This window comes from Mycolicibacterium aichiense (assembly GCF_010726245.1).
Lineage (GTDB): Bacteria > Actinomycetota > Actinomycetes > Mycobacteriales > Mycobacteriaceae > Mycobacterium > Mycobacterium aichiense.
Genome location: NZ_AP022561.1, coordinates 2,267,667 through 2,292,734, shown reverse-complemented (window position 1 = coordinate 2,292,734; position 25,068 = coordinate 2,267,667). Strand labels below are relative to the sequence as shown.

24 protein-coding genes are annotated in these 25,068 nt (G+C 67.3%); 13 read left to right on the top strand and 11 right to left on the bottom strand.

Annotated elements, in window-relative coordinates; all coding sequences use genetic code 11:
* Both secD and yajC read right to left on the bottom strand, forming a co-directional pair.
* Window positions 1-1,854, bottom strand: coding sequence for a protein translocase subunit SecD (secD, locus tag G6N32_RS11100; protein ID WP_115319641.1), 1,854 nt, complete (start codon window positions 1,852-1,854; stop codon window positions 1-3).
* 121 nt (window positions 1,855-1,975) lie between these two features.
* Window positions 1,976-2,311, bottom strand: a complete 336-nt coding sequence (gene yajC, locus G6N32_RS11095) for a preprotein translocase subunit YajC (protein ID WP_115319640.1) — start codon at window positions 2,309-2,311, stop codon at window positions 1,976-1,978.
* Between the two features lie 131 nt (window positions 2,312-2,442).
* Here yajC and G6N32_RS11090 point away from each other — a divergent pair, with 131 nt between their 5' ends.
* From G6N32_RS11090 to G6N32_RS11080, 3 genes are all read left to right on the top strand, one after another.
* Window positions 2,443-3,138: a nitroreductase family protein gene (locus G6N32_RS11090; RefSeq protein WP_115319639.1), complete on the top strand. Its 696-nt coding sequence runs from the start codon at window positions 2,443-2,445 to the stop codon at window positions 3,136-3,138.
* Window positions 3,139-3,278: 140 nt separating this feature from the next.
* A complete protein-coding gene (gene gabT, locus G6N32_RS11085) occupies window positions 3,279-4,622 on the top strand; it encodes a 4-aminobutyrate--2-oxoglutarate transaminase (protein ID WP_115319638.1) in 1,344 nt (447 codons plus the stop codon).
* Window positions 4,619-6,046 (top strand): gamma-aminobutyraldehyde dehydrogenase, encoded by a 1,428-nt coding sequence (locus G6N32_RS11080; RefSeq protein WP_115319637.1) that lies wholly within the window; start codon window positions 4,619-4,621, stop codon window positions 6,044-6,046. The genes gabT and G6N32_RS11080 overlap by 4 nt, the downstream gene beginning before the upstream one ends.
* On the opposite strand, the gene G6N32_RS11075 is transcribed toward G6N32_RS11080, so the two are convergent.
* The gene (locus tag G6N32_RS11075) at window positions 6,018-6,329 is read right to left on the bottom strand and encodes a hypothetical protein (RefSeq protein ID WP_115321083.1); all 312 of its coding nucleotides are present in this window, start codon (window positions 6,327-6,329) and stop codon (window positions 6,018-6,020) included. The two genes, G6N32_RS11080 and G6N32_RS11075, sit on opposite strands and share 29 nt — an antisense overlap.
* Before the next feature lie 136 nt (window positions 6,330-6,465).
* Window positions 6,466-7,143 (bottom strand): hypothetical protein, encoded by a 678-nt coding sequence (locus tag G6N32_RS11070; protein WP_115319636.1) that lies wholly within the window; start codon window positions 7,141-7,143, stop codon window positions 6,466-6,468.
* Between the two features lie 226 nt (window positions 7,144-7,369).
* Here G6N32_RS11070 and car point away from each other — a divergent pair, with 226 nt between their 5' ends.
* Window positions 7,370-10,864 (top strand): carboxylic acid reductase, encoded by a 3,495-nt coding sequence (gene car, locus G6N32_RS11065; RefSeq protein WP_115319635.1) that lies wholly within the window; start codon window positions 7,370-7,372, stop codon window positions 10,862-10,864.
* A 179-nt stretch (window positions 10,865-11,043) separates the two neighbouring features.
* The gene (locus G6N32_RS11060) at window positions 11,044-12,123 is read left to right on the top strand and encodes a GGDEF domain-containing protein (protein ID WP_147292015.1); all 1,080 of its coding nucleotides are present in this window, start codon (window positions 11,044-11,046) and stop codon (window positions 12,121-12,123) included.
* 32 nt (window positions 12,124-12,155) lie between these two features.
* On the opposite strand, the gene G6N32_RS11055 is transcribed toward G6N32_RS11060, so the two are convergent.
* The 4 genes from G6N32_RS11055 to ruvC are packed head-to-tail and all read right to left on the bottom strand — an operon-like array spanning window position 12,156 to window position 14,774.
* Complete coding sequence (locus tag G6N32_RS11055; protein WP_115321082.1) at window positions 12,156-12,539, bottom strand: DUF1304 domain-containing protein; 384 nt, start codon at window positions 12,537-12,539, stop codon at window positions 12,156-12,158.
* A gap of 11 nt (window positions 12,540-12,550) precedes the next feature.
* Window positions 12,551-13,615 carry a Holliday junction branch migration DNA helicase RuvB gene (gene ruvB, locus G6N32_RS11050; RefSeq protein WP_115319633.1) on the bottom strand — a complete coding sequence of 355 codons (1,065 nt, stop codon included), beginning with the start codon at window positions 13,613-13,615 and terminating at the stop codon, window positions 12,551-12,553.
* Entirely contained in the window at window positions 13,612-14,205 is a 594-nt protein-coding gene (gene ruvA / locus G6N32_RS11045; RefSeq protein WP_115319632.1) for a Holliday junction branch migration protein RuvA, read from the bottom strand. The genes ruvB and ruvA overlap by 4 nt, the downstream gene beginning before the upstream one ends.
* Window positions 14,202-14,774, bottom strand: a complete 573-nt coding sequence (gene ruvC, locus G6N32_RS11040) for a crossover junction endodeoxyribonuclease RuvC (RefSeq protein ID WP_115319631.1) — start codon at window positions 14,772-14,774, stop codon at window positions 14,202-14,204. The genes ruvA and ruvC overlap by 4 nt, the downstream gene beginning before the upstream one ends.
* 103 nt (window positions 14,775-14,877) lie before the next feature.
* On the opposite strand from ruvC, the gene G6N32_RS11035 reads away from it, so the two are divergent.
* The 3 genes from G6N32_RS11035 to G6N32_RS11025 all read left to right on the top strand — a co-directional run bounded on the left by G6N32_RS11035 (window position 14,878) and on the right by G6N32_RS11025 (window position 16,275).
* Window positions 14,878-15,327, top strand: a complete 450-nt coding sequence (locus G6N32_RS11035) for a cupin domain-containing protein (protein ID WP_115319630.1) — start codon at window positions 14,878-14,880, stop codon at window positions 15,325-15,327.
* Window positions 15,324-15,929, top strand: a complete 606-nt coding sequence (locus G6N32_RS11030) for a TetR/AcrR family transcriptional regulator (protein WP_115319629.1) — start codon at window positions 15,324-15,326, stop codon at window positions 15,927-15,929. Before G6N32_RS11035 ends, G6N32_RS11030 begins: the two co-directional genes overlap by 4 nt.
* Before the next feature lie 88 nt (window positions 15,930-16,017).
* Window positions 16,018-16,275, top strand: coding sequence for a hypothetical protein (locus G6N32_RS11025; protein WP_115319628.1), 258 nt, complete (start codon window positions 16,018-16,020; stop codon window positions 16,273-16,275).
* A 23-nt stretch (window positions 16,276-16,298) separates the two neighbouring features.
* On the opposite strand, the gene G6N32_RS11020 is transcribed toward G6N32_RS11025, so the two are convergent.
* On the bottom strand, window positions 16,299-16,610 hold the full coding sequence (locus G6N32_RS11020; RefSeq protein ID WP_115321081.1) for a hypothetical protein: 312 nt from the start codon (window positions 16,608-16,610) through the stop codon (window positions 16,299-16,301).
* A gap of 42 nt (window positions 16,611-16,652) precedes the next feature.
* Here G6N32_RS11020 and G6N32_RS11015 point away from each other — a divergent pair, with 42 nt between their 5' ends.
* Window positions 16,653-18,641, top strand: a complete 1,989-nt coding sequence (locus G6N32_RS11015) for a molybdopterin-containing oxidoreductase family protein (protein ID WP_115319627.1) — start codon at window positions 16,653-16,655, stop codon at window positions 18,639-18,641.
* Window position 18,642: 1 nt separating this feature from the next.
* Here the strand turns inward: G6N32_RS11015 and G6N32_RS11010 are convergent, their stop codons facing one another.
* Window positions 18,643-19,398 (bottom strand): YebC/PmpR family DNA-binding transcriptional regulator, encoded by a 756-nt coding sequence (locus G6N32_RS11010; RefSeq protein ID WP_115319626.1) that lies wholly within the window; start codon window positions 19,396-19,398, stop codon window positions 18,643-18,645.
* A 97-nt stretch (window positions 19,399-19,495) separates the two neighbouring features.
* Complete coding sequence (locus tag G6N32_RS11005) at window positions 19,496-20,269, bottom strand: IclR family transcriptional regulator (protein WP_115319625.1); 774 nt, start codon at window positions 20,267-20,269, stop codon at window positions 19,496-19,498.
* Window positions 20,270-20,433: 164 nt separating this feature from the next.
* Here G6N32_RS11005 and G6N32_RS11000 point away from each other — a divergent pair, with 164 nt between their 5' ends.
* The 4 genes from G6N32_RS11000 to G6N32_RS10985 all read left to right on the top strand — a co-directional run bounded on the left by G6N32_RS11000 (window position 20,434) and on the right by G6N32_RS10985 (window position 25,013).
* On the top strand, window positions 20,434-21,393 hold the full coding sequence (locus G6N32_RS11000) for a hypothetical protein (protein WP_147292014.1): 960 nt from the start codon (window positions 20,434-20,436) through the stop codon (window positions 21,391-21,393).
* A gap of 9 nt (window positions 21,394-21,402) precedes the next feature.
* Complete coding sequence (locus tag G6N32_RS10995) at window positions 21,403-22,356, top strand: acetaldehyde dehydrogenase (acetylating) (protein ID WP_115319623.1); 954 nt, start codon at window positions 21,403-21,405, stop codon at window positions 22,354-22,356.
* Window positions 22,353-23,357, top strand: coding sequence for a 4-hydroxy-2-oxovalerate aldolase (gene dmpG, locus G6N32_RS10990; RefSeq protein WP_115319622.1), 1,005 nt, complete (start codon window positions 22,353-22,355; stop codon window positions 23,355-23,357). Before G6N32_RS10995 ends, dmpG begins: the two co-directional genes overlap by 4 nt.
* 108 nt (window positions 23,358-23,465) lie before the next feature.
* Window positions 23,466-25,013 (top strand): APC family permease, encoded by a 1,548-nt coding sequence (locus G6N32_RS10985; protein WP_115319621.1) that lies wholly within the window; start codon window positions 23,466-23,468, stop codon window positions 25,011-25,013.
* Window positions 25,014-25,068: the final 55 nt, after the last annotated feature.

Genomic DNA, 25,068 nt, shown 5'->3' with positions numbered 1-25,068 from the left:
TTACCTCCGTCCCGTCGCAGTGGCGGCGGCTCGCCGTTCTCGGGCGATCTGCTGCACCGCGCCGAGACCGTTGAACGCCGGTTTGGCCATCGTCGGCGACTTCGACGCCAGATACACCATCGGCCAGGTCACCAGGAACACCACGACGACGTCGAGGATCGTCGTCAGGCCGAGGGTGAACGCGAAGCCCTTCACCTGGCCGACGGCCAGGAAGTACAGCACCGCGGCGGCCAGGAAGGTGACCGCGTTGCCGGACAGGATCGTCTTACGGGCGCGAGCCCAACCGCGCGGCACCGCCGAGCGGAACGAACGCCCCTCCCGGATCTCGTCCTTGATGCGTTCGAAGAACACCACGAACGAGTCGGCGGTCGTGCCGATACCGATGATCAGACCCGCGATACCGGCCAGGTCGAGGGTGTAGTTGATGTATCTGCCGAGCAGCACCAGGATGCCGAACACCATGGCGCCGGAGGCGACCAGCGACAGTGCCGTCAACAGTCCCAGCACCCGGTAGTAGAGCAGCGAGTACAGCAGCACCAGACCCAAGCCGATCGCACCCGCGATCAGGCCCGCCCGCAGCGACGCCAATCCCAGTGTCGCCGAGACGGTTTCGGCCTCCGATGACTCGAAGGACAACGGCAGCGATCCGTACTTGAGGACGTTGGCCAATTGTTTGGCGGTGTCGGCGGTGAACGGCGGGTTGCCGCCGCTGATCTGGGTGCGTCCACCGGGGATCGCTTCGCGGATCTGCGGGGCGCTGACCACTTGGGAGTCGAGCGTGAACGCGGTCTGAGTGCCGATGTTGGCGGCGGTGAAGTCGGCCCACGTGGTGGCGGCCTGATCCTTGAACTCGACGTTGACGACGTAAGCGCCGCTCTGCTGATCGAAGCCCGACGATGCGTCCTTGATCTGGTCGCCGCTGATGATCGACTTGTCCAGCACGTAGATGTACTTGTGGTCCTGCGAGCACGCGACCAGCGGCAGGTTCGGGTCGTCGTTACCGGCGAGGATGTCCGGCTGGTCGCACTTGCCCGCCATGTACTGCACCGCGATCAGCAGCAGGTTCTGGTTGGTGCTCTGCCGCAGCTGCTTCTCGAAGTTGATGCGCGCCGCGAGGTCCTTGCGTGGATCCGGCGGGGCCGGCGCCGCGGGCGGGGCGGGCTGCCCTGGGGCGGGCGGAGCCGGGACCGCGGTCGGCGGCTGGCCCGGCGCGGGAGCGGGAGCCGGAGGTGCTGGGGTCGGTGACGGCGCCGGCTCTTCCGGGTAGGGGCGCGGCTGCGGCGCCGGCGCGGGTGCCGCCGGCGGCGGGGCGGCCGGCTCACCGGCTGCGGGGGCCGGCGCTGCGGGGGCCGGCGCTCCCGGCGGCGCTGCGCCGGGTGCCGGCGCGCCGGGCGCCGGCGCGGGCACCGGACCTCCGGGTCCGCCCGCACCGGGCACGCCCGCCGCTTGCATCTGCTGCTTGATGGCCTCGACCGGAATCGGCTGACCGATCACCGGACGGATGAACAGCCGGGCGGTCTGGCCCAGGTTGCGGGCCTCGTTCCCGTCATTACCGGGGACGGTGATGACGAGGTTGTCGCCGTCGATCACGACTTCGGAGCCCGACACGCCCAGGCCGTTGACGCGGGCGCCGATGATCTGCTGAGCCTGGTTCAACGCGTCGCGGGTGGGACGGGAGCCGTCCGGGGTGCGCGCGGTCAGGGTGACGCGGGTTCCGCCCTGCAGGTCGATGCCCAGCTTGGGGCTGGAGCGTTTGTCTCCGGTGAGGAAGACCAGCAGGTACACCCCGATGAGCAAGACCAGGAACAGCGCCAGCCATCGATAGGGATGCACCGGCGCCGAAGACGATGCCACGTTGTTGTCTCTCCTAGGTTTGTGCCGCGACCCGCTGGGTCCCGCTACAGGTCTCAGTGCCGCGTCCCGCGGATGCGGGCCTCTTCAACTCCCGCTAGAGGGTACGTGCCGAGCCTGGCGATCAGTCTTTGGTCAGGCGGTCCGCGTCGGACTCGGTGAGCTCGGTGGCCTCACTCGTCTCGTCGTCGGCGTCGTCGGCCTCATCGTCGATACGGTCGCGGATGGCCAGCTTCATCCAGGTGGTCACGACGCCGGGGGCGATCTCGAGGTCGACGGTGTCGTCGGTGATCCCGGTGATCGTGGCCTGGAGGCCGGAGGTGGTGTGCACCCGGTCGCCGACCGTCAAGGACTCGTGCAGGTCGATAGTGGCCTGCATGGCCTTGCGCTGGCGCCGGGAGGCGAAATACATGAATGCGCCCATGATGATGATCAGGGGCAGGAAGACGAGCAGGTCCATGGCGGAACAATTCTTTCGTATCGGGTGCCGGGTTCAGCGCGCGCGACCGTCAGGTCGCGGGGTTCATAGCTGACCAGTCTGCCATTGCACCGGTCCGCCGTGGACCGGCACCGCCGGTGGAAGATGGGCGAATGGACCTGATTGATGCCTTGCGCAGCACCGGGTCGGTGCGCGAGTTCACCGACGAGCCGGTCGACGACGCGGTGCTGGCACGCATCCTCGACACCGCGCGCTTCGCCCCCAGCGGCGCCAATGCGCAGGCCTGGCGACTGGTCGTGGTCAAGGATCCGCAGATCAGGGCCCGTCTGCGCGATCTGTATCGACAGCCGTGGGTCGAGTATCTGGCCCTCACCGCCGCCGGGCTGCGGCCGTGGTCACCGGTCAACGACCCCGCCGCCGAGACGTCCGCCCTGGCCGCCAGGACCGGGCAGGCCGAGCAGGCCGCGGCCAGCGGATTGGCTGCCCACCTCGATGAGGTTCCGGTGCTGCTCGCGCTGTTCGCCGACCTGTCGCAGCTGGCCGCCGTCGACCGGGACCTCGACCGCTACTCACTGGCCGGTGGCGCCTCGGTCTACCCCTTCGCCTGGAGCATCCTGCTCGCCGCCCGGGCAGAAGGGATCGGCGGCGTGCTGACCACGATGCTGATCAGGGAAGAAGACGAGGTCAAGCAGCTGCTCGGCGCCGAGGGACCCTTGGTGCTGGCCGCGGTGATCGCGCTGGGTCACCCGGTCCGCCAGGTCACCCGGCTGACCCGCCAGCCGGTGGCATCGTTCGCCACGATCGACCGCGTCGACGGCGCGCCCTTTCGCACCGTCAAGTCCGACTGATTACGTTGATTAAGCCCCTGTGAGCGACGTAATCCATTGTTCAATGGGCCCTGAGACTTAGTTTTCAGTTGCATCGCGCTGCTACGCGACTAGGCTCGATGTGCCCGCGTCGCGCCAGCCACTCGTCTAGGAGACCGAAAGTGACCACCCTCGAGCAGAGCCGCAAACTCGTCACCGAGATCCCCGGCCCCGGGTCCGTCGAACTGAGCAAGCGCCGGGTCGCCGCCGTCTCGCACGGCGTCGGCGTCACCATGCCGATCTTCGCGGCCCGCGCCGGCGGCGGGATCATCGAGGACGTCGACGGTAACCGCTTCATCGACCTCGGCTCGGGCATCGCGGTGACGACGATCGGCAACTCTTCGCCCCGGGTCGTCGACGCGGTCCGCGCACAGGTCGCCGACTTCACCCACACCTGCTTCATGGTCACCCCCTACGAGGAGTACGTGGCCGTCGCGGAGCACCTCAACCGGCTCACCCCGGGCTCGTACGAGAAGCGCTCCGCGCTGTTCAATTCGGGCGCCGAGGCCGTGGAGAACGCCATCAAGATCGCCCGTGCCTACACCCGCAAGACCGCGGTGGCAGCCTTCGATCACGCCTATCACGGCCGCACCAACCTGACGATGGCGCTGACCGCGAAGTCGATGCCCTACAAGAGCGGATTCGGCCCGTTCGCCCCGGAGATCTATCGCGCGCCGATGTCCTACCCCTACCGGGACGGCCTGATCGACAAGGAGTGGGCCACCGACGGCGAACTGGCCGCCGAGCGGGCGCTGACCGTCATCGACAAGCAGATCGGCGCCGCGAATCTCGCGGCCATCATCATCGAGCCCATCCAGGGTGAGGGCGGCTTCATCGTCCCGGCCCCCGGCTTCCTGCCCGCGCTGCGGGCGTGGTGCTCGGAGAACAACGTGGTGTTCATCGCCGACGAGGTGCAGTCCGGATTCGCCCGCACCGGTGCGATGTTCGCGTGCGAAGACGAGGGCATCGAGCCCGACCTGATCGTCACCGCGAAAGGTATCGCCGACGGGCTGCCCCTGGCCGCGGTGACCGGACGCGCCGAGATCATGGACGCCCCGCACGTTTCCGGCCTGGGCGGTACCTACGGCGGCAATCCCGTTGCGTGCGCGGCGGCGCTGGCCACCATCGAGACCATCGAACTCGACGGCCTGCTCGACCGGGCCAAGCACATCGAGAAGGTCATGAAGGACAAGCTCGGCCGCATGCAGGCCGATGACGACCGTATCGGTGACGTCCGCGGCCGCGGCGCGATGATCGCCGTCGAGCTGGTGAAGTCGGGCACCGGCGACCCGGATCCGGACCTCACCAAAGCGCTTGCCGCCAAGGCGCATTCACAAGGCGTGCTGGTGCTGACCTGCGGCACCTTCGGCAACATCCTGCGGTTCCTGCCACCGCTGACCATCAGCGACGAGCTGCTGACCGAGGGACTGGACGTGCTGGCTGAAATCCTCGCCGGCCTTCGATGACCCAGAACTTCATCGACGGCGAGCTCGTCGACTCGGTGAGCGGGGCGACGATGCCGATCGTCGATCCGTCCACCGGCGAAAAGTACGGCACTGCACCGATTTCCAACGCTCACGACATCGACACCGCGTACGCCGCCGCCAGCCGGGCGTTCACCGACTGGAAGCGCACCACGCCCTCGCAACGCCAGAAGGCGCTGCTCGATTTCGCCGACGACGTCGAGAAGCACGCGGGTGCCCTGGTGGCCGCCGAGGGGCGCAACACCGGCAAGCCCAATCACGTCACGATGGCCGAAGAGATCCCTCCGATGGTCGACCAGATTCGGTTCTTCGCCGGTGCGGCAAGAATTTTGGAGGGTAAGTCGGCGGGCGAATACCTGGCCGAGCACACCTCGTGGATCCGTCGTGAGCCGGTCGGGGTGATCGGGCAGGTCGCGCCGTGGAACTACCCGATGATGATGGCCATCTGGAAGTTCTGCCCCGCCATCGCCGCCGGCAATACCGTGGTCCTCAAACCCAGCGACACCACCCCCGTCACGACAGTGATGCTTGCCGAGATCGCCGCCAGGCACTTCGGTCCCGGCGTGCTCAATGTCGTGTGCGGCGACCGGGTGACCGGCGCCGGCGTCGTCGCGCATCCGACCCCGCAGATGGTGTCGATCACCGGGTCGGTGGCCGCGGGCCGCGCGGTCGCGGTCAGCGCCGGCGGCCACCTCAAACGCACGCACCTCGAGCTCGGCGGCAAAGCACCGGTGATCGTGTTCGACGATGCCGACATCGCCGCCGCCGCAGCGGGAATCGCGACAGCCGGCTATTTCAACGCCGGCCAGGACTGCACCGCCGCCACTCGGGTGCTGGCCCGCGCGGGCGTCGCCGAGGATCTCACCGCGGCACTGGCTGAACAGGCCAAGGCCGCGGCCACGACGTTCGGACGCGCCCCCGACGACGAGGATGCCTGGGTGCCGCCGGTCAACAACACCAATCAGCTCGACCGGGTGCTGGGGTTCCTGTCCGATGTTCCGGCTCACGCGACGGTCGCAGCGGGCGGAAAACGGCAGGGCGACAAAGGTTTCTACATCGAGCCAACCGTCATCGGCGGCTTGCGCCAAGACGACCGGCACGTCCAGGAGGAAATCTTCGGTCCGGTGATCACCGTGCAGTCGTTCACCGACGAAGACGAGGCTCTGCGATGGGCCAACGGCGTGGAGTACGGTCTGGCCTCATCGGTGTGGACCTCAGACGTGTCGAGGGCACTTCGGGTGTCCAATGCGCTGGATTTCGGCTGCGTCTGGATCAACACACATATTCCCCTGGTCGCCGAGATGCCACACGGCGGTTTCAAGTCGTCAGGGCACGGCAAAGATCTGTCGATGTACTCACTCGAGGACTACACCCGCATCAAGCACGTGATGGCCTACACCGGCTGAGCCGCGCTTCGGGTCTCGCCACCAGGTCGGCGACCCGGCGGCGGATCTCGTCGTCGGTCAGGCCGGACATGACGAGCAGGCCCAGTTCGTCGTCCGCCGGTCGCCGGCACCGATCGGCGATGAGAACGTCGACATAGCAATTCAATTCGTCGATTGCCCGACCGCCGGGCAATTCGTCGGCCCACCGCCAGAACAGCACCCGATCGTCGTCCGGCACGCCCAGCGCGTTGCAGATCTCGGCTATCCGGGCGAAGTCGGCGTCGGGAAGGAACGGTGCGGCCATGCCTACCACTGTGTCCGGAAAGCCGCTGGATACCAGCATCGTTGTGGCGGACATCGCACAGTGATGTCGGTTACGGGACACCGGTTATGCGCCACCCGCCGACCTGATGGGCGGCGAGTGGCGCTCAACCGAATTCCTAGTGCGCGACCGGCGTGCGGCGCGAGCCGCCGAACATGTCGCGCAAGCCGCGACGACGGCGCGGCTCCTCCTCGACGACGTCGCCGGCCCGGCGATGATGCCCCTCGACCACCGGCTCAGTCGTCGTGGCCGCGGCGACCGGCTCGGCATCAGCGGATTCGGCCACCACCGGTCGGGTCGCGTACCGCACGTCGCGCACGCTGTGCACCGACACCCGGCCCAGTGCCATCGCGCCGAAGAAGACGATCAGCGCGCCGAGGCCGCTCCAGAACGCGAGCTCCAGCGCGACCTGCCCGGCCGTGCTGCTGGCCACCGGTGCGCCGAAGTCGCCGAGACCCCAGGGGCTGGCGAAGAGCCGGCCCACCACGAACCAGGCGCCGGCGATGACGGCCAGCCAACCGCCGAGCAGCGCGGTGGCCCGGTTGCGCGACATAAACAACAGCAGTCCGCCCAGGACCGCGACTGCGCCGGGCAAAACCTCGAGCCAGCCGCGGGCGGCGGTCCAGGTCCACGGCGTGTCCGGGTCGTAGGCGAAGTCGAAGTACGGCCCGACGAACGGAATCAACGCTCCCCAGAGCCCCAGTAGTACGAGCAGAAATCCACTGGCCGCGCCGCGGCTGCGCGCGATCTCCATCCGGCCCGCACGCGGATCCAGGCGGGTGTCTACGTCTTTCATGACGCCTCCTTGCCTCAAGGGTGTGTCCCGAGATGAGGGTCGGGTACCCGTGTGCCGCGCGCCTCTAACGGCCTGGTGAGGCCGGACAGAGAGCAAGTTCACAGGACCGGCTCCTAGCATCGACCGCGACCGAGGAATAACGTTAGTTTTGCTAACGTAGTTTAATTTGGGCGCAACGAAGCGCCCGCCAATCTTTCTTTCACTAGTTCGTTGATGGAGTTTCGTCATGCCGACTGATACTCGCGAAGCCCGGTTTGAGCAGCGCGTTGCCGATCTGTACGCCACCGACCCGCAGTTCGCCGCGGCCGCACCCGACCCGCAGGTGACCGCCGCCGCCAGCCAACCCGGCCTGCCCCTGTCCGCCGTCATCACCACGGTGTTCAACGGCTACGCCGACCGCCCCGCAGTGGGCCAGCGGGCGGTGCGGTTTGTCGAGGATCCGCATACCCGACGCACTACCGCCGAACTGACGGAGGCGTTCGACACCATCACCTATCGCCAGCTGTGGGATCGGGTGCAGGCCGTCGTCGGCGCCTGGTCCGCTGACCCCGTCACCGTGGGCGACCGCGTGGCCATCCTTGGGTTCACCAGCGTTGACTACACGACCATCGACCTCGCGCTGACGCAGCTGGGCGCGGTATCCGTACCGCTGCAGACCAGCGCGGGCGCGGCCGCGCTGACGCCGATCATCGCCGAGACCGAACCCGTCGTGGTCGCATCGAGCATCGACAACCTGGATGACGCGGTCGAGCTCGTTCTCGCGGGACCGGCACCGAAACGGCTCGTGGTCTTCGATTTTCGGCCAGAGGTCGACGATCAGCGAGACGCGTTGGCTGCCGCACGGGAACGGCTGACCGGGACCGATGTTGCCGTCGCCACCATCGCCGACGAGATCGCCCGTGGCGCCGATGGATCCGCGGTCCCCGCCGGTGATGCCGGCGAAGACCCGCTGGCACTGCTGATCTACACCTCCGGAAGTACCGGAGCCCCTAAGGGTGCGATGTACCCGGCGTCCAAGGTCGCCGACATGTGGCTGGCCGCCGCGGCGCATTGGGACGACAAGCAGGGCGCGTACCCGTCGATCGTGCTGAGCTTCATGCCGATGAGCCACGTGATGGGCCGCGGCGCGCTGTACGGAGCGTTGAGCACCGGCGGCACAGTCTATTTCGCCGCCCGGCCCGACCTGTCGACGTTCCTCGACGACCTGGCTTTGACCCGCCCGACACAGCTGAACCTGGTTCCCCGGGTGTGGGACATGATCCATCAGGAAGTGCAAAGCGACATCGACCGCCGCGCGGGCGAGGCCACCGAGGCCGAGGTACTGGCGGACAACCGCGCGAGCCTGCTGGGTGACCGGTTCGTCTCCGCGCTCACCGGCTCGGCACCGATCGCGCCGGAACTCAAGGAGTGGGTCGAGAAGTTCCTCGACATGCACCTGGTGGAAGGCTACGGCTCCACCGAGGCCGGCGCGGTGTTCGTCGACGGTATGGTCCGGCGCCCGCCGGTGACCGACTACAAGCTCGTCGACGTGCCCGAACTGGGATACTTCGGGACCGATCTGCCGCATCCGCGCGGTGAGCTGTTGGTGAAGTCGACGCAGCTGTTCCCGGGCTATTACAAGCGCCCGGAGGTCACGGCCGCGATGTTCGACGAGGACGGCTTCTACCGCACCGGCGACATCGTCGCCGAGACCGCGCCCGACCATCTGCAATATGTGGACCGGCGCAACAACGTGCTCAAGCTGTCTCAGGGCGAGTTCGTCACGGTCTCCAAGTTGGAAGCCGCATTCGGGCGCAGCCCGCTGGTGCACCAGATCTACCTGTACGGCAACAGCGCCCGGCCCTACCTGCTGGCGGTGGTCGTGCCGACCGCCGAAGCCGCGGCCGGTCATGACGCGGCCGAACTCAAGGCGCTGATCGCGGACTCGCTGCAGGACGCGGCGCGCAGCGCACATCTGCAGTCCTACGAGATCCCGCGCGACTTCCTGGTCGAGACAACGCCTTTCACCGTAGAGAACGGTCTGCTGACGGGCATCCGCAAGCTGGCCTGGCCGCGGCTGAAGGAGCGCTACGGTTCTGCCCTCGAACAGCTCTATGTCGACCTGGCCGAAGGGCAGGCCGACGAGTTGCGGGCGCTGCGCCAGAGCGGTGCCGATGCCCCCGCGCTGGTGACCATCACCCGCGCCGCGGGCGCGCTGCTGGGGGCCGCCGCTGCGGACCTGCAGCCCGATGCCCACTTCACCGACCTCGGCGGAGACTCGCTGTCGGCGTTGACATTCGCCAACCTGCTCAACGAGATCTTCGGCATCGAGGTGCCGGTGGGCGTGATCGTCAGCCCGGCCAACGACCTGCAGGCCATCGCACGCTACATCGACAGTGAGCGCAACTCGGGCAGCAAGCGCCCGACGTTCGCCTCGGTCCACGGTGCCGGCGCCACCGAAGCGCATGCCCGTGATCTGACGCTGGACCGGTTCATCGACGCCGCCACCCTGGCCGCAGCACCGCAGCTGCCCGGCCCGGCGAAGGAGATCCGCACCGTACTGCTCACCGGCGCAACCGGATTCCTGGGTCGCTACCTGGCGCTGGAGTGGCTCGAGCGGATGGACCTGGTCGACGGCACGGTGATCTGCCTGGTCCGCGCCAAGGATGACGATTCCGCGCGCGCCCGCCTCGATGCCACGTTCGACAGCGGCGACCCCAAGCTTCTGGCGCATTACCGGACGCTGGCCGCCGAGCACCTCGAGGTCATCGCCGGCGACAAGGGCGAGGAGAACCTCGGCCTCGACGGCGCAACGTGGCAGCGACTGGCCGACACCGTCGACCTGATCGTCGACCCGGCCGCACTGGTCAACCACGTGCTGCCCTACCGGGAGTTGTTCGGGCCCAACGCTGTCGGTACCGCTGAGCTCATCCGGATCGCACTGACCACCAAGCTGAAGCCGTTCGTCTATGTGTCGACGATCGGTGTCGGTGCCGGGATCGCGCCGGGACGGTTCGTCGAGGACGGCGACATCCGCGAGATCAGCGCGACCCGGGCGGTCGACGACTCGTACGCCAACGGGTACGGCAACAGCAAGTGGGCCGGCGAGGTGCTGCTGCGCGAGGCCAACGACCTGTGCGGCCTTCCGGTCTCGGTGTTCCGCTGCGACATGATCCTCGCCGACACCACCTATGGCGGTCAGCTCAACCTGCCCGACATGTTCACCAGGATGATGCTGAGCCTGGTGGCAACCGGCATCGCCCCGGCGTCGTTCTACGAACTCGACGCCGACGGCAACCGGCAGCGCGCGCACTACGACGGCCTGCCGGTGGAGTTCATCGCCGAGGCGATCTCGACGCTGGGCGCTCATGTGACTCAGGGGTTCGAGACCTATCACGTCATGAATCCCTACGATGACGGCCTCGGGCTCGACGAGTTCGTCGACTGGCTGATCGACGCCGGCTACCCGATCCAGCGGATCGCGGAGTACGGCAGCTGGTTGCAGCGGTTCGAAACCGCGATGCGGGCACTGCCCGACCGGCAGCGTCAGTACTCGCTGCTGCCGCTGCTGCACAACTACCAGCACCCGGAGCGGCCGATCCGCGGATCGATCGCGCCGACCGAGCGGTTCCGCGCCGCGGTGCAGGAGGCGAAGATCGGTCCCGATAAGGACATTCCGCACGTCTCGGCGGAGGTCATCGTCAAGTACATCAGCGATTTGCAGCTGCTGGGCCTGCTGTAGGCCGAGCCGTATCGGCACCGGGGTCGCGATCGACGACGATCGGCGGCCCCGGTGTCGTTTCGGTCGCAAAGACCCTAACCCGGCGAACGCCCACGTCCGCGAGTACTATCCGCTCAGGCTTCCAGCCCTCGGGGGGCAGGCTGCGGCCAGGTCGGGAGCATATGTACAAAGACGTGGGTATGGCCGCGTGGGTCCGGAAATGGTGGCACCAACCGGGCCAGTACGACTGGTTGTCCGACTACCTCGCGGTGCGCCACCTGCAGCGCTTCAGCCGAATACTCATCGCATCGGTCGTCATCGTGCTTGGGACGATCCCCCTGGTGATGTTGTTCAGCCCGTCCGGTCCGCAGGGTGAAGCCCACCGGACTGCTGCGATCGTCATGTCGGCGCTGTCGTTCGGTGGCGCTTCGTCCTGGTTGGCCGGCTGGCCCAGCCGACGGCAATCCGCGCTGTTCGCCGTCGGCGCCAACGCCGGCGTGACGCTTGCGGTCGTGATCGCCGGAACGCCGGCGACGGGCTTGTTGGCGTGCGCCACCTTCGCCCCGATCGCGGGGTACGTGGGCTTGTATCACTCCGGCCGGCTGCTGGCGGCGACGCTGGCCAACGCCATCATCACCACCCTCCTGGCCGGGGCGCGGATCGCCGCGGCAGGCGATACCGCGATGGCTGTCGGGCATGTGCTGGGCGTGCTGATCGCCGTGCTCGCCGTCCCGTTCGGAAGCCAGTTGCTCCTACATCTGCTGAGCCTCGACGCAAGGATGTCCAGCACCGATCCGCTCACCGGACTGCGCAACCGCCGCGGCTACGACGAGTCGGCGCTGGCACTGATCGCCGCGGCGGACCGGCCGCAGTCACAGTGGCTGGCCGTGATCCTGATCGATCTCGACGGCTTCAAACAGATCAACGATGCCCACGGCCACGGCTACGGCGACACGGTCCTGGTCGCGGTGGCAGACAACCTGCGCCGGGCCAGCGCCATGAAGTCGGTGGTGGCCCGTCTGGGCGGCGAGGAGTTCCTGATCGCCGAACTGATCGAGCCCGACGATGCCGCGGGCACCGCCGAACGATTCCGCACCGCCGTCGCGGCCGCCGGCGAGGTGACCGCCAGCGTCGGTGTCGCATCGGTGGCGCTGACCGAGATTGGCAGCGCCGCGACGACGGCGCTCACCGAACTGGTGAACGCGGCCGATGCCGCTATGTATGACGCCAAGCGTGCGGGCGGAAACCAAACCCGTCACCGGGCCAAGAGCAGCACGTAGTCCCATTGGCCGTCCCATTGGCCGCGGTTGCCTCAGACGAGGGCGATCACCAACAGCACGACCGCGATCAGCGGGAACGCCCCCTGGCTCACCGCGGCCCGCGCCTTGTCCGGCGCGGACGCCAGCAGCACTGCCGCGGCGGCGAGCATCGAACCGACACCCGCGAACACCAGAGCAGCACCGATCCCCATGTGCCCCAACATGATTGCGACGACACCCACGATGGTGACGATCGCCAGGAACAGATTGTAGAAGCCCTGGTTGAGCGCCATCAGTTTGGTGGTCTCGGCTTCCTCGGCGGTGGTACCGAAGGTCTTGCGGGTACGCGGCGACGTCCACGTCAGCGACTCCATCGTGAAGATGTAGACGTGCAGCAGCGCGGCGAGGCCGGCGAAAATCACGGCGGCGATGACCATCGGCGCTCCCATCACTCGAACAGGCCGGACTGACCGAGCCCGCTGGCCCGCGGCGGTGCAACCATACCGAGGTGGGTCCAGGCCAGCGGCGTCGCCACCCGCCCACGGGGAGTCCGCGCGATCATCCCGGCCCGGACCAGGAACGGCTCGCATACCTCTTCGACCGTGGTGGCTTCCTCCCCCACCGCGACGGCCAGAGTGGACACCCCTACCGGTCCGCCGCCGAAGCTCCGGGTGAGCGCCGAGAGCACAGCTCGGTCCAGCCGATCCAGTCCGAGCTCATCGACGTCATAGACGGCCAGCGCGGCCTTGGCGATGTCGCGGGTGATCACCCCGTCGGCGCGCACCTCGGCGTAGTCGCGCACCCGCCGGAGCAGGCGGTTGGCGATCCGGGGTGTCCCCCGCGAGCGACGAGCGATCTCGGAACCGGCCTCGGAACCCAGTTCGATGCCGAGGATTCCGGCCGAGCGGGCCAATACCCGTTCCAGTTCCGCCGGTTCGTAGAAATCCATGTGAGCGGTGAAGCCGAAGCGATCTCGCAACGGTCCGGTCAGCGCACCGGAGCGGGTGGTCGCGCCGACCAGGGTGAACGGCGCAACCTCCAACGGAATCGACGTCGCCCCAGGGCCTTTCCCGACGACGACGTCGACCCGGAAGTCCTCCATCGCCAGGTACAGCATCTCCTCGGCGGGGCGGGCGATGCGATGAATCTCGTCGATGAACAGCACGTCGCCCTCGACCAGGTTGGACAGCATCGCGGCGAGGTCACCGGCGCGTTCCAGGGCCGGCCCGGACGTCACCCGCAACGCGGAGCCCAGTTCGGCGGCGATGATCATCGCCAGCGACGTCTTGCCCAGCCCTGGCGGCCCGGACAGCAGGATGTGGTCCGGGGTGCCGCCGCGGTTCTTGGCACCTTCGAGGACCAGCTGCAGCTGCTCGCGCACCCGCGGCTGACCGATGAACTCGCCCAGCGACCGGGGCCGCAGGCTGGCGTCGACATCTCCTTCGCCGACGGTCAGCGCCGGCGACACGTCGCGGTCGGCTGCCTCGTCGTCCTCGTCGTCGAACCTGCTCACTTGGTCTTCCCTAGTAGCGACAGCGCGGCCCGCAATGCCGTTGAGGTGTTGGCCTCGCTGTCGGCCGCGAGCACCTTGTCGGTGGCCTCCTCGGCCTGCTTGAGCGCAAAGCCAAGCCCGACAAGGGCTTCCACCACGGGAGTGCGCACCGCGTGACCGGTCGCCGTGGTAACGCCCGCACCACCGGCGACCGCGCCGATCTTGTCCCGCAATTCCAGCACCATACGTTCGGCACCACGTTTGCCGATACCGGGCACCCGGGTCAGGGCCGTCACGTCGCCGTCGGCCAGGGCCTGACGCAACGCGGTTGCGTCATAGACGGCCAGTGTCGCCAGCGCGATCTTGGGGCCGACACCGGAGACCCCGAGGAGGGTCGAGAACAGGTCGCGGGCATCGGAGTCGGCGAACCCGTACAGGGTTTGGGAGTCCTCACGGACGATCATCGCGGTGATCAGCCGGGCCTCGCTGCCGCGCCGCAGCGTCGCGAGCGTCGACGGCGTGGCCATCACCTTGTAGCCGACGCCGGCGGCCTCGATCACGACGTGATCGAGGGCGATGTCGAGGACTTCGCCGCGTACCGAGGCGATCACTTGGCGGCCTTGAGGGTGCGCGCCGACTTCAGCCGGGCCTGGTAGGCCCGCTTCTGCTCGGCCGCCATGGCCTCGGCCTGCGCCATGCGGGCGATCATCGGGGCGCGCCAGCAGTGGCAGATCGCCAGGGCCAGTGCGTCGGCGGCGTCCGCCGGGGTCGGTTTCTGCTGCAACTGCAGGATGCGGGTGACCATGGTGGTCACCTGCGCCTTATCGGCACGCCCGTTCCCGGTGACGGCTGCCTTGACCTCACTGGGGGTGTGGAAATGCACGTCGATGCCGCGGCGGGCGGCGGCCAGTGCGATCACACCGCCCGCCTGCGCGGTGCCCATCGCGGTGTTGGCGTTCTGGTTGGCGAACACTCGCTCGATCGCGATCACATCGGGCAGGTGGGTGTCCATCCAGTGGTCGACGGTATCGCTGATGGTCAGCAGCCGACGCTGCAAGGGCTCGTCGGACGGCGTGCGCACCACGTCGACGTCCAGCGCGATGACCTGGCGACCACCCCGACTCTCGATCATCGAGAGCCCGCAGCGCGTCAACCCAGGGTCGACTCCCATCACCCGCACGGATCGCCTTCCGACTACGAACAGCTGTTCGATCACAGTAGCGGGCCGGGCGGACAGCACCGGTCAGGACACGCGGTCCTTCGCGCGTGGTTATGGTCGGTCCATGGGCGGTTCCGACGCATTCCATCCCGACTTGTCCGGCACCGAACCGGTGCGCAATCGGGTGCGCCACATCCGGGCCGGCGACCTCGACGGCGGCACCGGTCAGACCGACGGCATGCAGCGCTTCGCCGCGATCAGCGGCGCGTCGGTCGGGTCGGACAAGCTGTGGATGGGTGAGACCCACGTCGGGCCCGGCGTGGCGTCGGCCAACCATCACCACGGGGAGTCGGAGACCGCGATCTTCGTGCGCAGCGGCCACCCGCAGTTCGTCTTCCACGACGGTGTGGGCGAAGTGCGGATCAGTACCGAGCCGGGCGACTACATCTTCGTGCCGCCGCATCTGCCGCACCGCGAGGAGAACCCCGACCCGGATGAGCCGGCCGTCGTCGTGATCTCGCGCAGCACGCAGGAGGCCATCGTGGTCAATCTGGAGCGGCTGTATCCACTGTGAGCCTCGACGATGTCACCGAAAACCCCGGACGGCCGAGGGCCGGACGGCCGCGCAGTGAGCAGTCCCGCTCGGCAGTCGTCCGCGCGACGTCGGAGTTGCTGCACGAGTTCGGTCTGCGGGCAATGACCACCGAACAGATAGCGGCCCGCAGCGGCGCCAGTAAGGCCACCATCTACAAGTGGTGGCCCAACAAGTACGGCGTGGCGATCGACGCGTTCCTCTCTGAGCTGCAGGCCGACTCCCCCGACCCCGACACCGGCTCGGCCCGAACGGATTTCACGGTCTGGCTGCGCGGACTGTGCCGGTTCTACTCCGGCCCCAGCGGGCGGGTGTTCGCGCAACTGTTCGGGGAAGCGCAATTCGACCCCGAGATCGCGACAGCGCTGCGTGACGGTCTGGTCCGCTCGCGCCGTGCCGCGCTCGAATCCATCTGGGAGCGCGGGGTGGCCCGCGGCGAACTACGCGGCGACATCGCTGCCGGGGTCGCGATCGACCTGATCATCGGACCCGCCCTGTACCGGTTGATGGCCGGCCACGGGGAACTGGATGACGACGCCGCCGACGCGATCGTCGACGCGGCGTTGCGCGGCCTGTCCCGGTGAGCCAGTTCACCGGCGCGGATGGGATTAATCGCCGCTACGCGAGCGCTACACATTTCGAAACTGTACGTTCAGTTTCGAAGGAGTTCTCATGACACTCACCATCCGTCTCGCCGCCGGCCTGGTGGCCACCGGCATCGCCGCGGTCCTCGCCGCTCCGGTCGCCGTCGCGGCCGACGATCCGCATATGGTCTGCACCGTCGTCAGCGATGGCAACAGCCAGTGCGAGACACCGGGCAACGCCCAGCTCACCGCCTCGCCCCAGGATGTGCCTTACCCGACGCTGTATCCGTTCCTGCTCGGCGGCGGACTGATCTTCCACGACGGACCCGGCCACGGAATGCGCTGATCAGACCTCGGCGCTGAACTCGGTCAAGACACGCTGTAGGGCATGCCATCGCGGAGCGTCTGGATGATCTCCTCCATCCGCGCGCGGGAGCGCGCCCAACCCTTCACTTGCTCGCGGCCGATTTCCTCGCCGTCTCGCGTCGTGATGATCGTCCACGGCACGCCGCACCATTTGGCCAGCAGCCAGAACGGCCACGCCAGCATGAACGGCAGCACGATCAAAAAGATCAGCGCGTCGAGGGTGGCGAAGCCGGTCTCCCAGGGGATCGTCTTCCACCACCAGCGACGCACCGACCAGCTGGACCCGTCAGGGTCGGTCACCGTCAGCTGAGACATCGTCACCTCCGATTCGTTGCCCGCAGCGTACGGTTTTGTTTCATGGCGACGGGCGGTTCCCGCACAGTACGAAGCTTTTGCCGGGTGTGCCCGTCGGTGTGCGGGATTCTCGTCGAGATCGACGACGAGCGGGTGGTAGCCGTCCACGGCGACCGGGACAATCCCTTCTCCGGCGGCTACACCTGCCCGAAGGGCCGCGCGCTGCCGCTGATCCACCACCACCCGGACCGGCTCGAGCGGCCGATGATGCACGACGGCGGGCAACTGACCGAAACAAGCTGGGAGGCTTGCCTCGACGACCTCGGCGCCCGGTTGCGCGACATCATCGCCGAGCACGGCCCGGCCGCGGTCGCCGTCAACTTCGGTACGGGTATCGGGATGGATGCCGCCGGTTACCGGGTCGCCGAGGCGCTGCACCGTGCGATCGGCACACCGGCCAAGTTCAGCCCGCTGACGATCGACGGCACCGCCAAGGTTCTGGTGGCGGAGTTGATGGGCGGCTCGGCCGCGCTGACCGGGCGGCCGGATTACGAGAACGCCGAACTCGTCATCCTGATCGGCAGCAATCCGGTTGTCTCCCATGGTCACACCGTATGCATGCCCAACCCGCGCGGGCTGTTTCGCGACGTCGCCGCGCGGGCTCAACTCTGGGTCGTGGACCCCCGCCGCACCGAGACCGCCCGCTTGGCCACCCGCCATCTCGCCCCGCGACCGGGCACCGACTACGCGGTATTGGCCTTCCTGGTGCGCGAAATCCTCCGCGACGGAGCCGATCCGAGCGTCGCTGTCCAAGACCTCGACGTGCTCGTCTCCGCCGTCGAGCCGTTCACCCGCGAGCACGCGGCCACCCTCGCCGACGTCGCGCCGGACGCCCTCGACGATCTACTCGCCGCCATCCGCACGGCCGGGCACATCGCGATCGACACCGGAACCGGCGTCACCATGTCAGCGAGCGGCAATGTCACACAATGGCTTTCGTGGGCGCTGCTGATCCTGACCGGATCGATGAACACTCCCGGCGGCGAATGGTTCCACCCCGGCTACGGCTATCAGCTGGAGATGTTCGAGCTCCCGATCGCACCACCGGAAGGCAAGTCACGACCCGGTCCGCCCAGCCGTCCGGACACCCGCGCGTTCATGCGTGAATGGCCCTGTGCCGCATTGCCCGACGAGATCGAGGCCGGCAACATCCGCGCACTGCTCAATCTCGGCGGCAGCCTGCTCACCGGATTCCCCGCCACCGACGCGTTGCGTGCGGCGTTGCCGAAGCTCGACGTTCTGGCCACCACCGAGATCTTGCCGACCGAGACGACCGCGCTGTCCACTCACGTGCTGCCGACCAAGGGGCAGCTCGAGCGGCCCGACGTCACGTTGTGGGACTTCATGAGTACGCGAATCTCCGCCCAGCACACCCCAGCGGTGATGGCCCCGGTCGGTGACCGCCGCTCGATGTGGTGGGTGCTCGCCGAACTCGGCGCAAGACTCGGTCACGACGTCGCGGATACCGCGATGACCGACGAGCGGATGGTGGCCAAGTTCAACGCCGGCGGCCGCACCAGTTACGACGACCTCGTCGCCACCGGCTGGGCACAGGCCGACCGGGAGTTGCCTGCCGCGTGGATCCAACGCCACGTCGAACGGCTCGGCGGCTGGCGGCTGGCGCCTCGGGTCCTGGTCGACCAGCTGAACGGCCTGAACCACACCGCCGGTCCGGTATTGATTCCGCGTCGCCAATTACGAAGAGTCAACGCACAATTGCAATATCTCGGTGAGCAACCCGAGGTGCTCGTGAACCCCGACGACGCCGCGGCCGCCGGCATCGCCGACGAGCAAAAGCTCGTGGTGCGCACCGAGCACGGCGAGATCACCGGCATCGCGAAACTGGACTCGGCGGTGCGTAGCGGGGTGGTGTCGGTGCCGCACGCGCACGTCGGCGCCAACGTCAACCTGCTGACGAGTAAGGACGATCTGGACCCGGCGACCGGGATGACCCGTTACTCAGGGGTGCCGGTCAGCCTGCATCCGGCCTGATTCAGTCGTCCTCGAGCTGGGCCAGAACCTCGTCGGGGATGTCGGCGTTGGTGTAGACGTCCTGCACGTCGTCGCTGTCCTCCAGCGCGTCGACGAGCTTCATGATCTTGCGGGCGCCGTCGGCGTCCAGCGGGACGGTCACCGACGCCTGGAATCCGGCGTCGGCGGAGTCGTAGTCGATGCCGGCGTCCTGCAGGGCGGTGCGCACTGCGACCAGATCGGTCGGCTCGGAGATCACCTCGAAGCTGTCGCCGAGATCGTTGACCTCTTCGGCGCCGGCATCCAGGACCGCAAGCAGCACGTCGTCCTCGGACAGCCCGTTCTTCTCCAGCGTGACCACGCCCTTGCGGGAGAACAGGTAGGACACCGAGCCGGGGTCGGCCATGTTGCCGCCGTTGCGGGTCATCGCGACCCGGACCTCGCCGGCGGCCCGGTTGCGGTTGTCGGTCAGGCATTCGATGAGAACGGCGACGCCATTGGGCCCGTAGCCCTCGTAGGTGATGTTCTGCCAGTCGGCGCCGCCGGCTTCCTCGCCGCCGCCACGCTTGCGGGCGCGCTCGATGTTGTCGTTGGGAACCGAGGACTTCTTCGCCTTCTGGATGGCGTCGTACAGGGTGGGGTTACCAGCCGGGTCGCCGCCGCCGACGCGCGCCGCGACCTCGATGTTCTTGATGAGCTTGGCGAACATCTTGCCGCGCTTGGCGTCGATGACGGCCTTCTTGTGCTTGGTGGTAGCCCACTTGGAATGGCCGCTCATCGGGTTCTTCTCCGTACTGTCCGTTCTGCCGTAACCCGACGAGTCTACTGGTCGGCGCGGATCACCCGTTCGTTCGTGGCGACATCACCGCGCCATGTCACGGGATCTTGGCCGCGATCTCGCCGGCGGCGGCCACCACCTGCCTGCCGGCGTGCTCGAGACCCTCCGGGGTCAGTCGGTGGGTGAGGAAGCTGACGCTGAGCGCATACTGCGACGGTTTGCCTGATGCCGTCGGGATCGCAGCCGCCACACAGGTGAGCTCGTCTTCGGCCTCCTCGCGATCGATTGCGAAGCCCCGCGCGCGAATGTCCTTGATCTCGGCAGCCATCTGCTTCATCGAGGTGATGGTGTGGGCGGTGAATGCCGTCAGACCCGCCGTGGACACCATGTCGCGCCACTCACTGTCCGGCATCGACGCAAGCAACGCCTTGCCCAGTGCCGAGGCATGCCAGGGGTCGACCTGCCCGACTTCGGTGACCTTCTTCAGAGCGCGCCGCCCTTCGACCGCCTCGATGACGACCACGGAGCGGTCCTTGCGCACAGCGAAGTTCACGGTCTCGTTGAACTCGGCCAGCAACCGCTCCATCGTCGGCAGGATCGCCTCGGAGGGCACTTGGCCCGAGTAGGCGCGGCGGCCCAGACGGAAGATCTGCCACCCCAACCGGTATTGCGTCGATTCGAACCGCTCGATGTACCCCAGTGCGGTGAGGGTGTTGAGGTAGCGAAGCACAGTCGCCTCATTAAGCCCTGTGCCCTTTGCGATTTCGGTGAGATTCGCCGATTCCGCGTCGGCCACCGCTTCGAGAATCCGGACCGTGCGTTCGACGCCGATCAGATTCGAGCCTTTGTCGGACGCCCCCTGAGATTTCACTCAGTGAATGTTACCAGTGCCCAGTGAAGTCGGGCTTCGACACCACGAATTTCGCGCCACCGGTTGACAGCGAACCAACCCCGGGATAATTTTTCATTTGTCGAAACCCAATATTCACTGAGTGAAATTTCGTCGCCTCCGGGCGGCTACCCGAAGGAGACATGATGTCCACCGCAGCAGCAGGCAACGGTTCGAAGGTCGACGGGGCCGCCATCCTGGCGGCGCAGGGACTCCTGCCGGCCGACGACTACGCCCTGACGCCGTCGCCCAAGAGGTTCGATGACGGCGGCAGCTACCGCCTCGAGGTGTCCGGTGTCGAGCGCCTCAGCACCCTGGAGGCGTTGCTCGACGAGTCGGAGAAGCACAACGTCTTCATCAACCGAATCGTCGCCTTCGGCGGTGGTTCCACTCTGCTCAGTACGGGTGAATTGCGCGATGTGGCAACGCTGTCCGCTGAGAACGGCATCGAATTGATCGCCGTTCCCGGTCCGCGCACCGGCTGGGATCTCGGACGTCAGGCCTTGAGCACCGAAGGCCAGGCCGGCGGCAGGCGGGTGCGCGGGCTGGACAATGTGCGTTACCTGCTCGACGACTACCTTCGGATGTTCGCCGCCGGAATCCGCGGCGTGCTGGTGTGGGACGAGGGCGTGCTCGACATCCTCAACAAGGCCCGGGACGCCGGCCACATTCCGGCCGACGTGAAATTCAAGATCTCCGTCTACGCCGGCCACGCGAACCCGGCGTCGATCCGCATCCTGCAGGATCTGGGCGCCGACAGTGTGAACCCGGTGGGCGATCTGACCCGCCCGATGCTCGCCGCGATCCGGGGCAACGTCGACATCCCGCTGGATGTATGGGCCGAGACTTTCGAGTCCTTCGGTGGGATGAACCGTCTGTGGGAAGCCGGCGCGATCGCGCAGGTGGCCGCGCCGGTTTACTTCAAGATCGAGCCCGGTGAGTCCGAGGCGGTGATGTACAACGGCTGGATCGAGCCCGAGTACCACGAGCGACTGGTCCGCCACAAGGTCAGGCACGCGGCGATCATCAACGAACTCGTCGCCACCACCACGCCCGACGTGACGGTGTCGCCACAGCCCGCACCCTCCCCCGTTCTGGCGAACTGAGCCGCCGACATGACGCGACGCAAGGCGGCGATCATCGGGTCCGGCAATATCGGCACCGACCTGATGATCAAATTGCAGCGGCGGTCCGGACTTCTCGATGTCGCAGCGATGGCCGGAATCGACTCGGGCAGTGATGGATTGGCGCGGGCGGCCGCATGTGGTGTCGCGGTGACCGCCGACGGTGTCGACGGATTGCTCGCCTTGGACGTGTTCGACGAGCTCGCGGTTGTCTTCGATGCCACGAGTGCGGCGGCCCACCTGGCCAACGACGCGAAACTGGAGTCGTCGGGTGTGCCGGTCGTCGACCTCACCCCCGCTGCCGTCGGTCCGTTCGTCGTGCCGGCGGTGAACCTCTCCGAGTTCGCCGGGCGGCGCAACGTGAACATGGTGACGTGCGGGGGGCAGGCCACCATTCCGATCGTCGCGGCGCTGTCCCGGGTCACCGAAGTCCACTACGCCGAGATCGTCGCGTCCATCGCGTCACGCTCAGCGGGCCCCGGCACGCGGGCCAACATCGACGAGTTCACCGTTACCACCGCGCGGGCCATCGAGACGGCCGGCGGCGCGGGGAGGGGCAAGGCGATCATCGTGCTCAATCCCGCCGAGCCGCCGATGATCATGCGCGACACCGTCGCCGCGCTGGTCAGCCCTGCCGATGCCGCGGTGATCGCCGACGCGGTGGCCGACATGGTCCATGCCGTGCGGCAGTACGTGCCCGGATACCGGTTGAAGCAGCAGGTCCGGGTGGCGCCGGTGCCGGCCGGGGACACCCGCAGACGATTGGTCGACGCCGCCGCCCGCGACGGCGACCTCCTGCACGTCACGGTTTTCCTGGAAGTCGAGGGCGCCGCGGACTACCTGCCTGCCTACGCAGGCAACCTCGACATCATGACCTCGGCCGCCGTCCGGGTCGGCGAACGGCTCGCGCTGCAGGCGTCGACTCTGCAGGAGTCGGGCCGATGACATCGCAGGTCTACATCCAGGACGTCACCCTGCGCGACGGCATGCACGCGTTGAGCCACGAACTCGGCCTGGCCGATGTCCGGCGGATCGCCCGCGCCCTTGATCGGGCCGGCGTCGGCGCCATCGAGGTCGCGCACGGCGACGGACTCGCCGGCGGCAGTCTGACCTACGGTGCGGGGTCGCACGCCGACGCCCAATGGATTTCCGCCGCAGCCGATGTCGTCACTTCCGCCCGATTGACCACCCTGCTGCTGCCGGGCATCGGAACGCTGGACGATCTGCGCGCTGCGGTCGACCTCGGAGTGACGTCGGTACGGATCGCCACGCATTGCACCGAGGCCGATATCGGCCTCCAGCACATCGCGACGGCCCGCGCTCTCGGCATCGACGTGGCCGGGTTCCTGATGATGTCGCACATGATCGGTGCGGACGACCTTGCGGCCCAGGCGAAAATCATGCAGGACGCCGGAGCGGCATGCGTCTACGTGACCGATTCGGGCGGCCGGCTGACCATGTCGGGTGTCGCGGAGCGGGTACGCGCCTACCGCGATGTGCTGAGCGAGTCCACCGAGATCGGTGTCCATGCCCATCACAATCTGGCTCTGGGCGTGGCGAATTCGCTGATCGCGGTCGAAGAGGGCGCCCGGCGGGTCGACGCGTCGCTCACCGGTTTGGGCGCCGGCGCGGGCAACTGTCCGCTGGAGGTGTTTGTCGCCGTCGCCGAATTGAACGGCTGGGACCACGGCTGTGACGTGTTCGCGTTGATGGACTCCGCCGACGACATCGTGCGGCCGCTGCACCGGCGACCGCTGCGAATCGACCGCGAAACCCTCACACTCGGTTACGCAGGCGTGTACTCGAGTTTCCTGTTGCACGCTGAGCGCATCGGTGCCGAACTCGGCGTGGAGCCACGCGCCCTCCTGGTGGAAGCCGGCCGCCGGGCGATGGTCGGCGGCCAAGAAGACCTGCTCATCGATCTTGCTCTGGACATGAGGAGGTAAGCAGGACAGCCGCGCACAACGGCTGCGAACACCGTTCCCGCAGAGCAGCTGAACGGAAGGTCACCACACCCGTACCATCAACCCACTTTGCACAAGGGATGAACGATCATGACCAACGTAACCCAATCACTGGAACCACCCGAAGGCCGCATCCCCAACCAGCGTCAGCCGGAAACGACCGCCCCGCCCGGCGGGCGGCGCAATCACGGCCTGAAGAAGGACACCCTCGGTGTCCCCAGCATCTTCTTCTACATCATCGCGGCTGCATCACCACTGACGGTCGTTATCGCTCTGTATCCCATCATCATTGGGTCCGGCAATGGGATCGGCATGCCCGGCGCATTCGTGATCGCCGCGGTGGTGCTGATGATTTTCGCCGTCGGGTATGTGGCGATGAGCAAGCACGTGACGAACGCCGGTGCGTTCTACGCCTATGTGACCCTCGGGCTGGGGCGCATACCCGGGTTGGGTTCGGCGTTCTTGGCGATCTTCGCTTACAACGCTATCCAGGCCGGGCTCTACGGCGGATTCGGTTACTACGCAGGCGAATTGTTCAACGCCAAGTTCGGCACGCATCTGCCGTGGTGGCTGTTCGCCGGGGTCGCCCTGGTGCTGTGCCTGGGCCTCGGCGTACAAGGAGTGCATTCCGGCGCCAGGGTTCTCGGCGTTTTCATGAGCCTGGAAATCACCATGATCACCGTGCTCAGCGTGTGCAGCCTGTTCGGCGGTACAGTGCCGGTGTCCCAGTTCTCCTTCGAACCGTTCAGTCCATCAGTGGTACTCGCCGGTTCGCTCGGCGTGGCACTGATGTTCGCGCATGCGTCGTTCATCGGGTTCGAGGGGTCGGCGATCTACGGCGAAGAGGCGCGGGAGCCGGCCCGCACGATTCCCCGCGCCACCTACCTGTCGATCGCGTTCATGGGCACGCTCTATGCGGTGTCCGGGTGGCTCATCATGAACGCACTCGGCCTCGACAACGTCGTGGGCATTGCCCAGAAATCCGGCGGCGACTTCATCTTCGTGGCCAGTGACACCATCATCGGACACAACATCTCGCTGATATTCCAGATCCTGATCATCACCGCGTTGTTCGCCGCGATCGTCACCTTCCACAACAATGTCGCGCGCTATACGTTCTCGCTGGGGCGTCAGGGGCTGATCTGGAAGCCGCTGGGCTGGACCCTGCCGAATCGGCAAACCCCCTGGGTCGCCTCGGTGGTGCAGACCCTGACCATCGGCATCGTGGTGGCGCTATTCGCTGCTTTCGACCAGGACCCGTTCGCCGGGTTGTTCACGTGGGCCACCGGTATCGGCACGATCGGCGTCATCCTGTCCCAACTCGTGGCGGCCATCGCGATCTTCGTGTTCTTTCGAAAGTCTGATGTCGACAAGCGCAAGTGGAACACCCTCGTCGCACCGATCCTGGCGATCATCGGGCTCGGCGGGTTCTTCGCGCTCACCCTGGACAGTCTCGACATCCTGCTCGGCGCGCAAGGCGGGATGGCGGTGCTGATGCTCTCACTGGTTTTCGTCGCCCTGGGCGGAGGCATGCTCTACGGCCTCTACCTGCGCCTTGCGGCTCCCGAGCGCTACGACCGGCTGGGCCATGCCCTCAACGAGCGCGAGCTTGCCGACCCCGCGCCCGAAGCGCTGTAGCCGACCACCATGCCGACTCGAACATCCCACGCTACATTTGTACCCGCAGATAAGT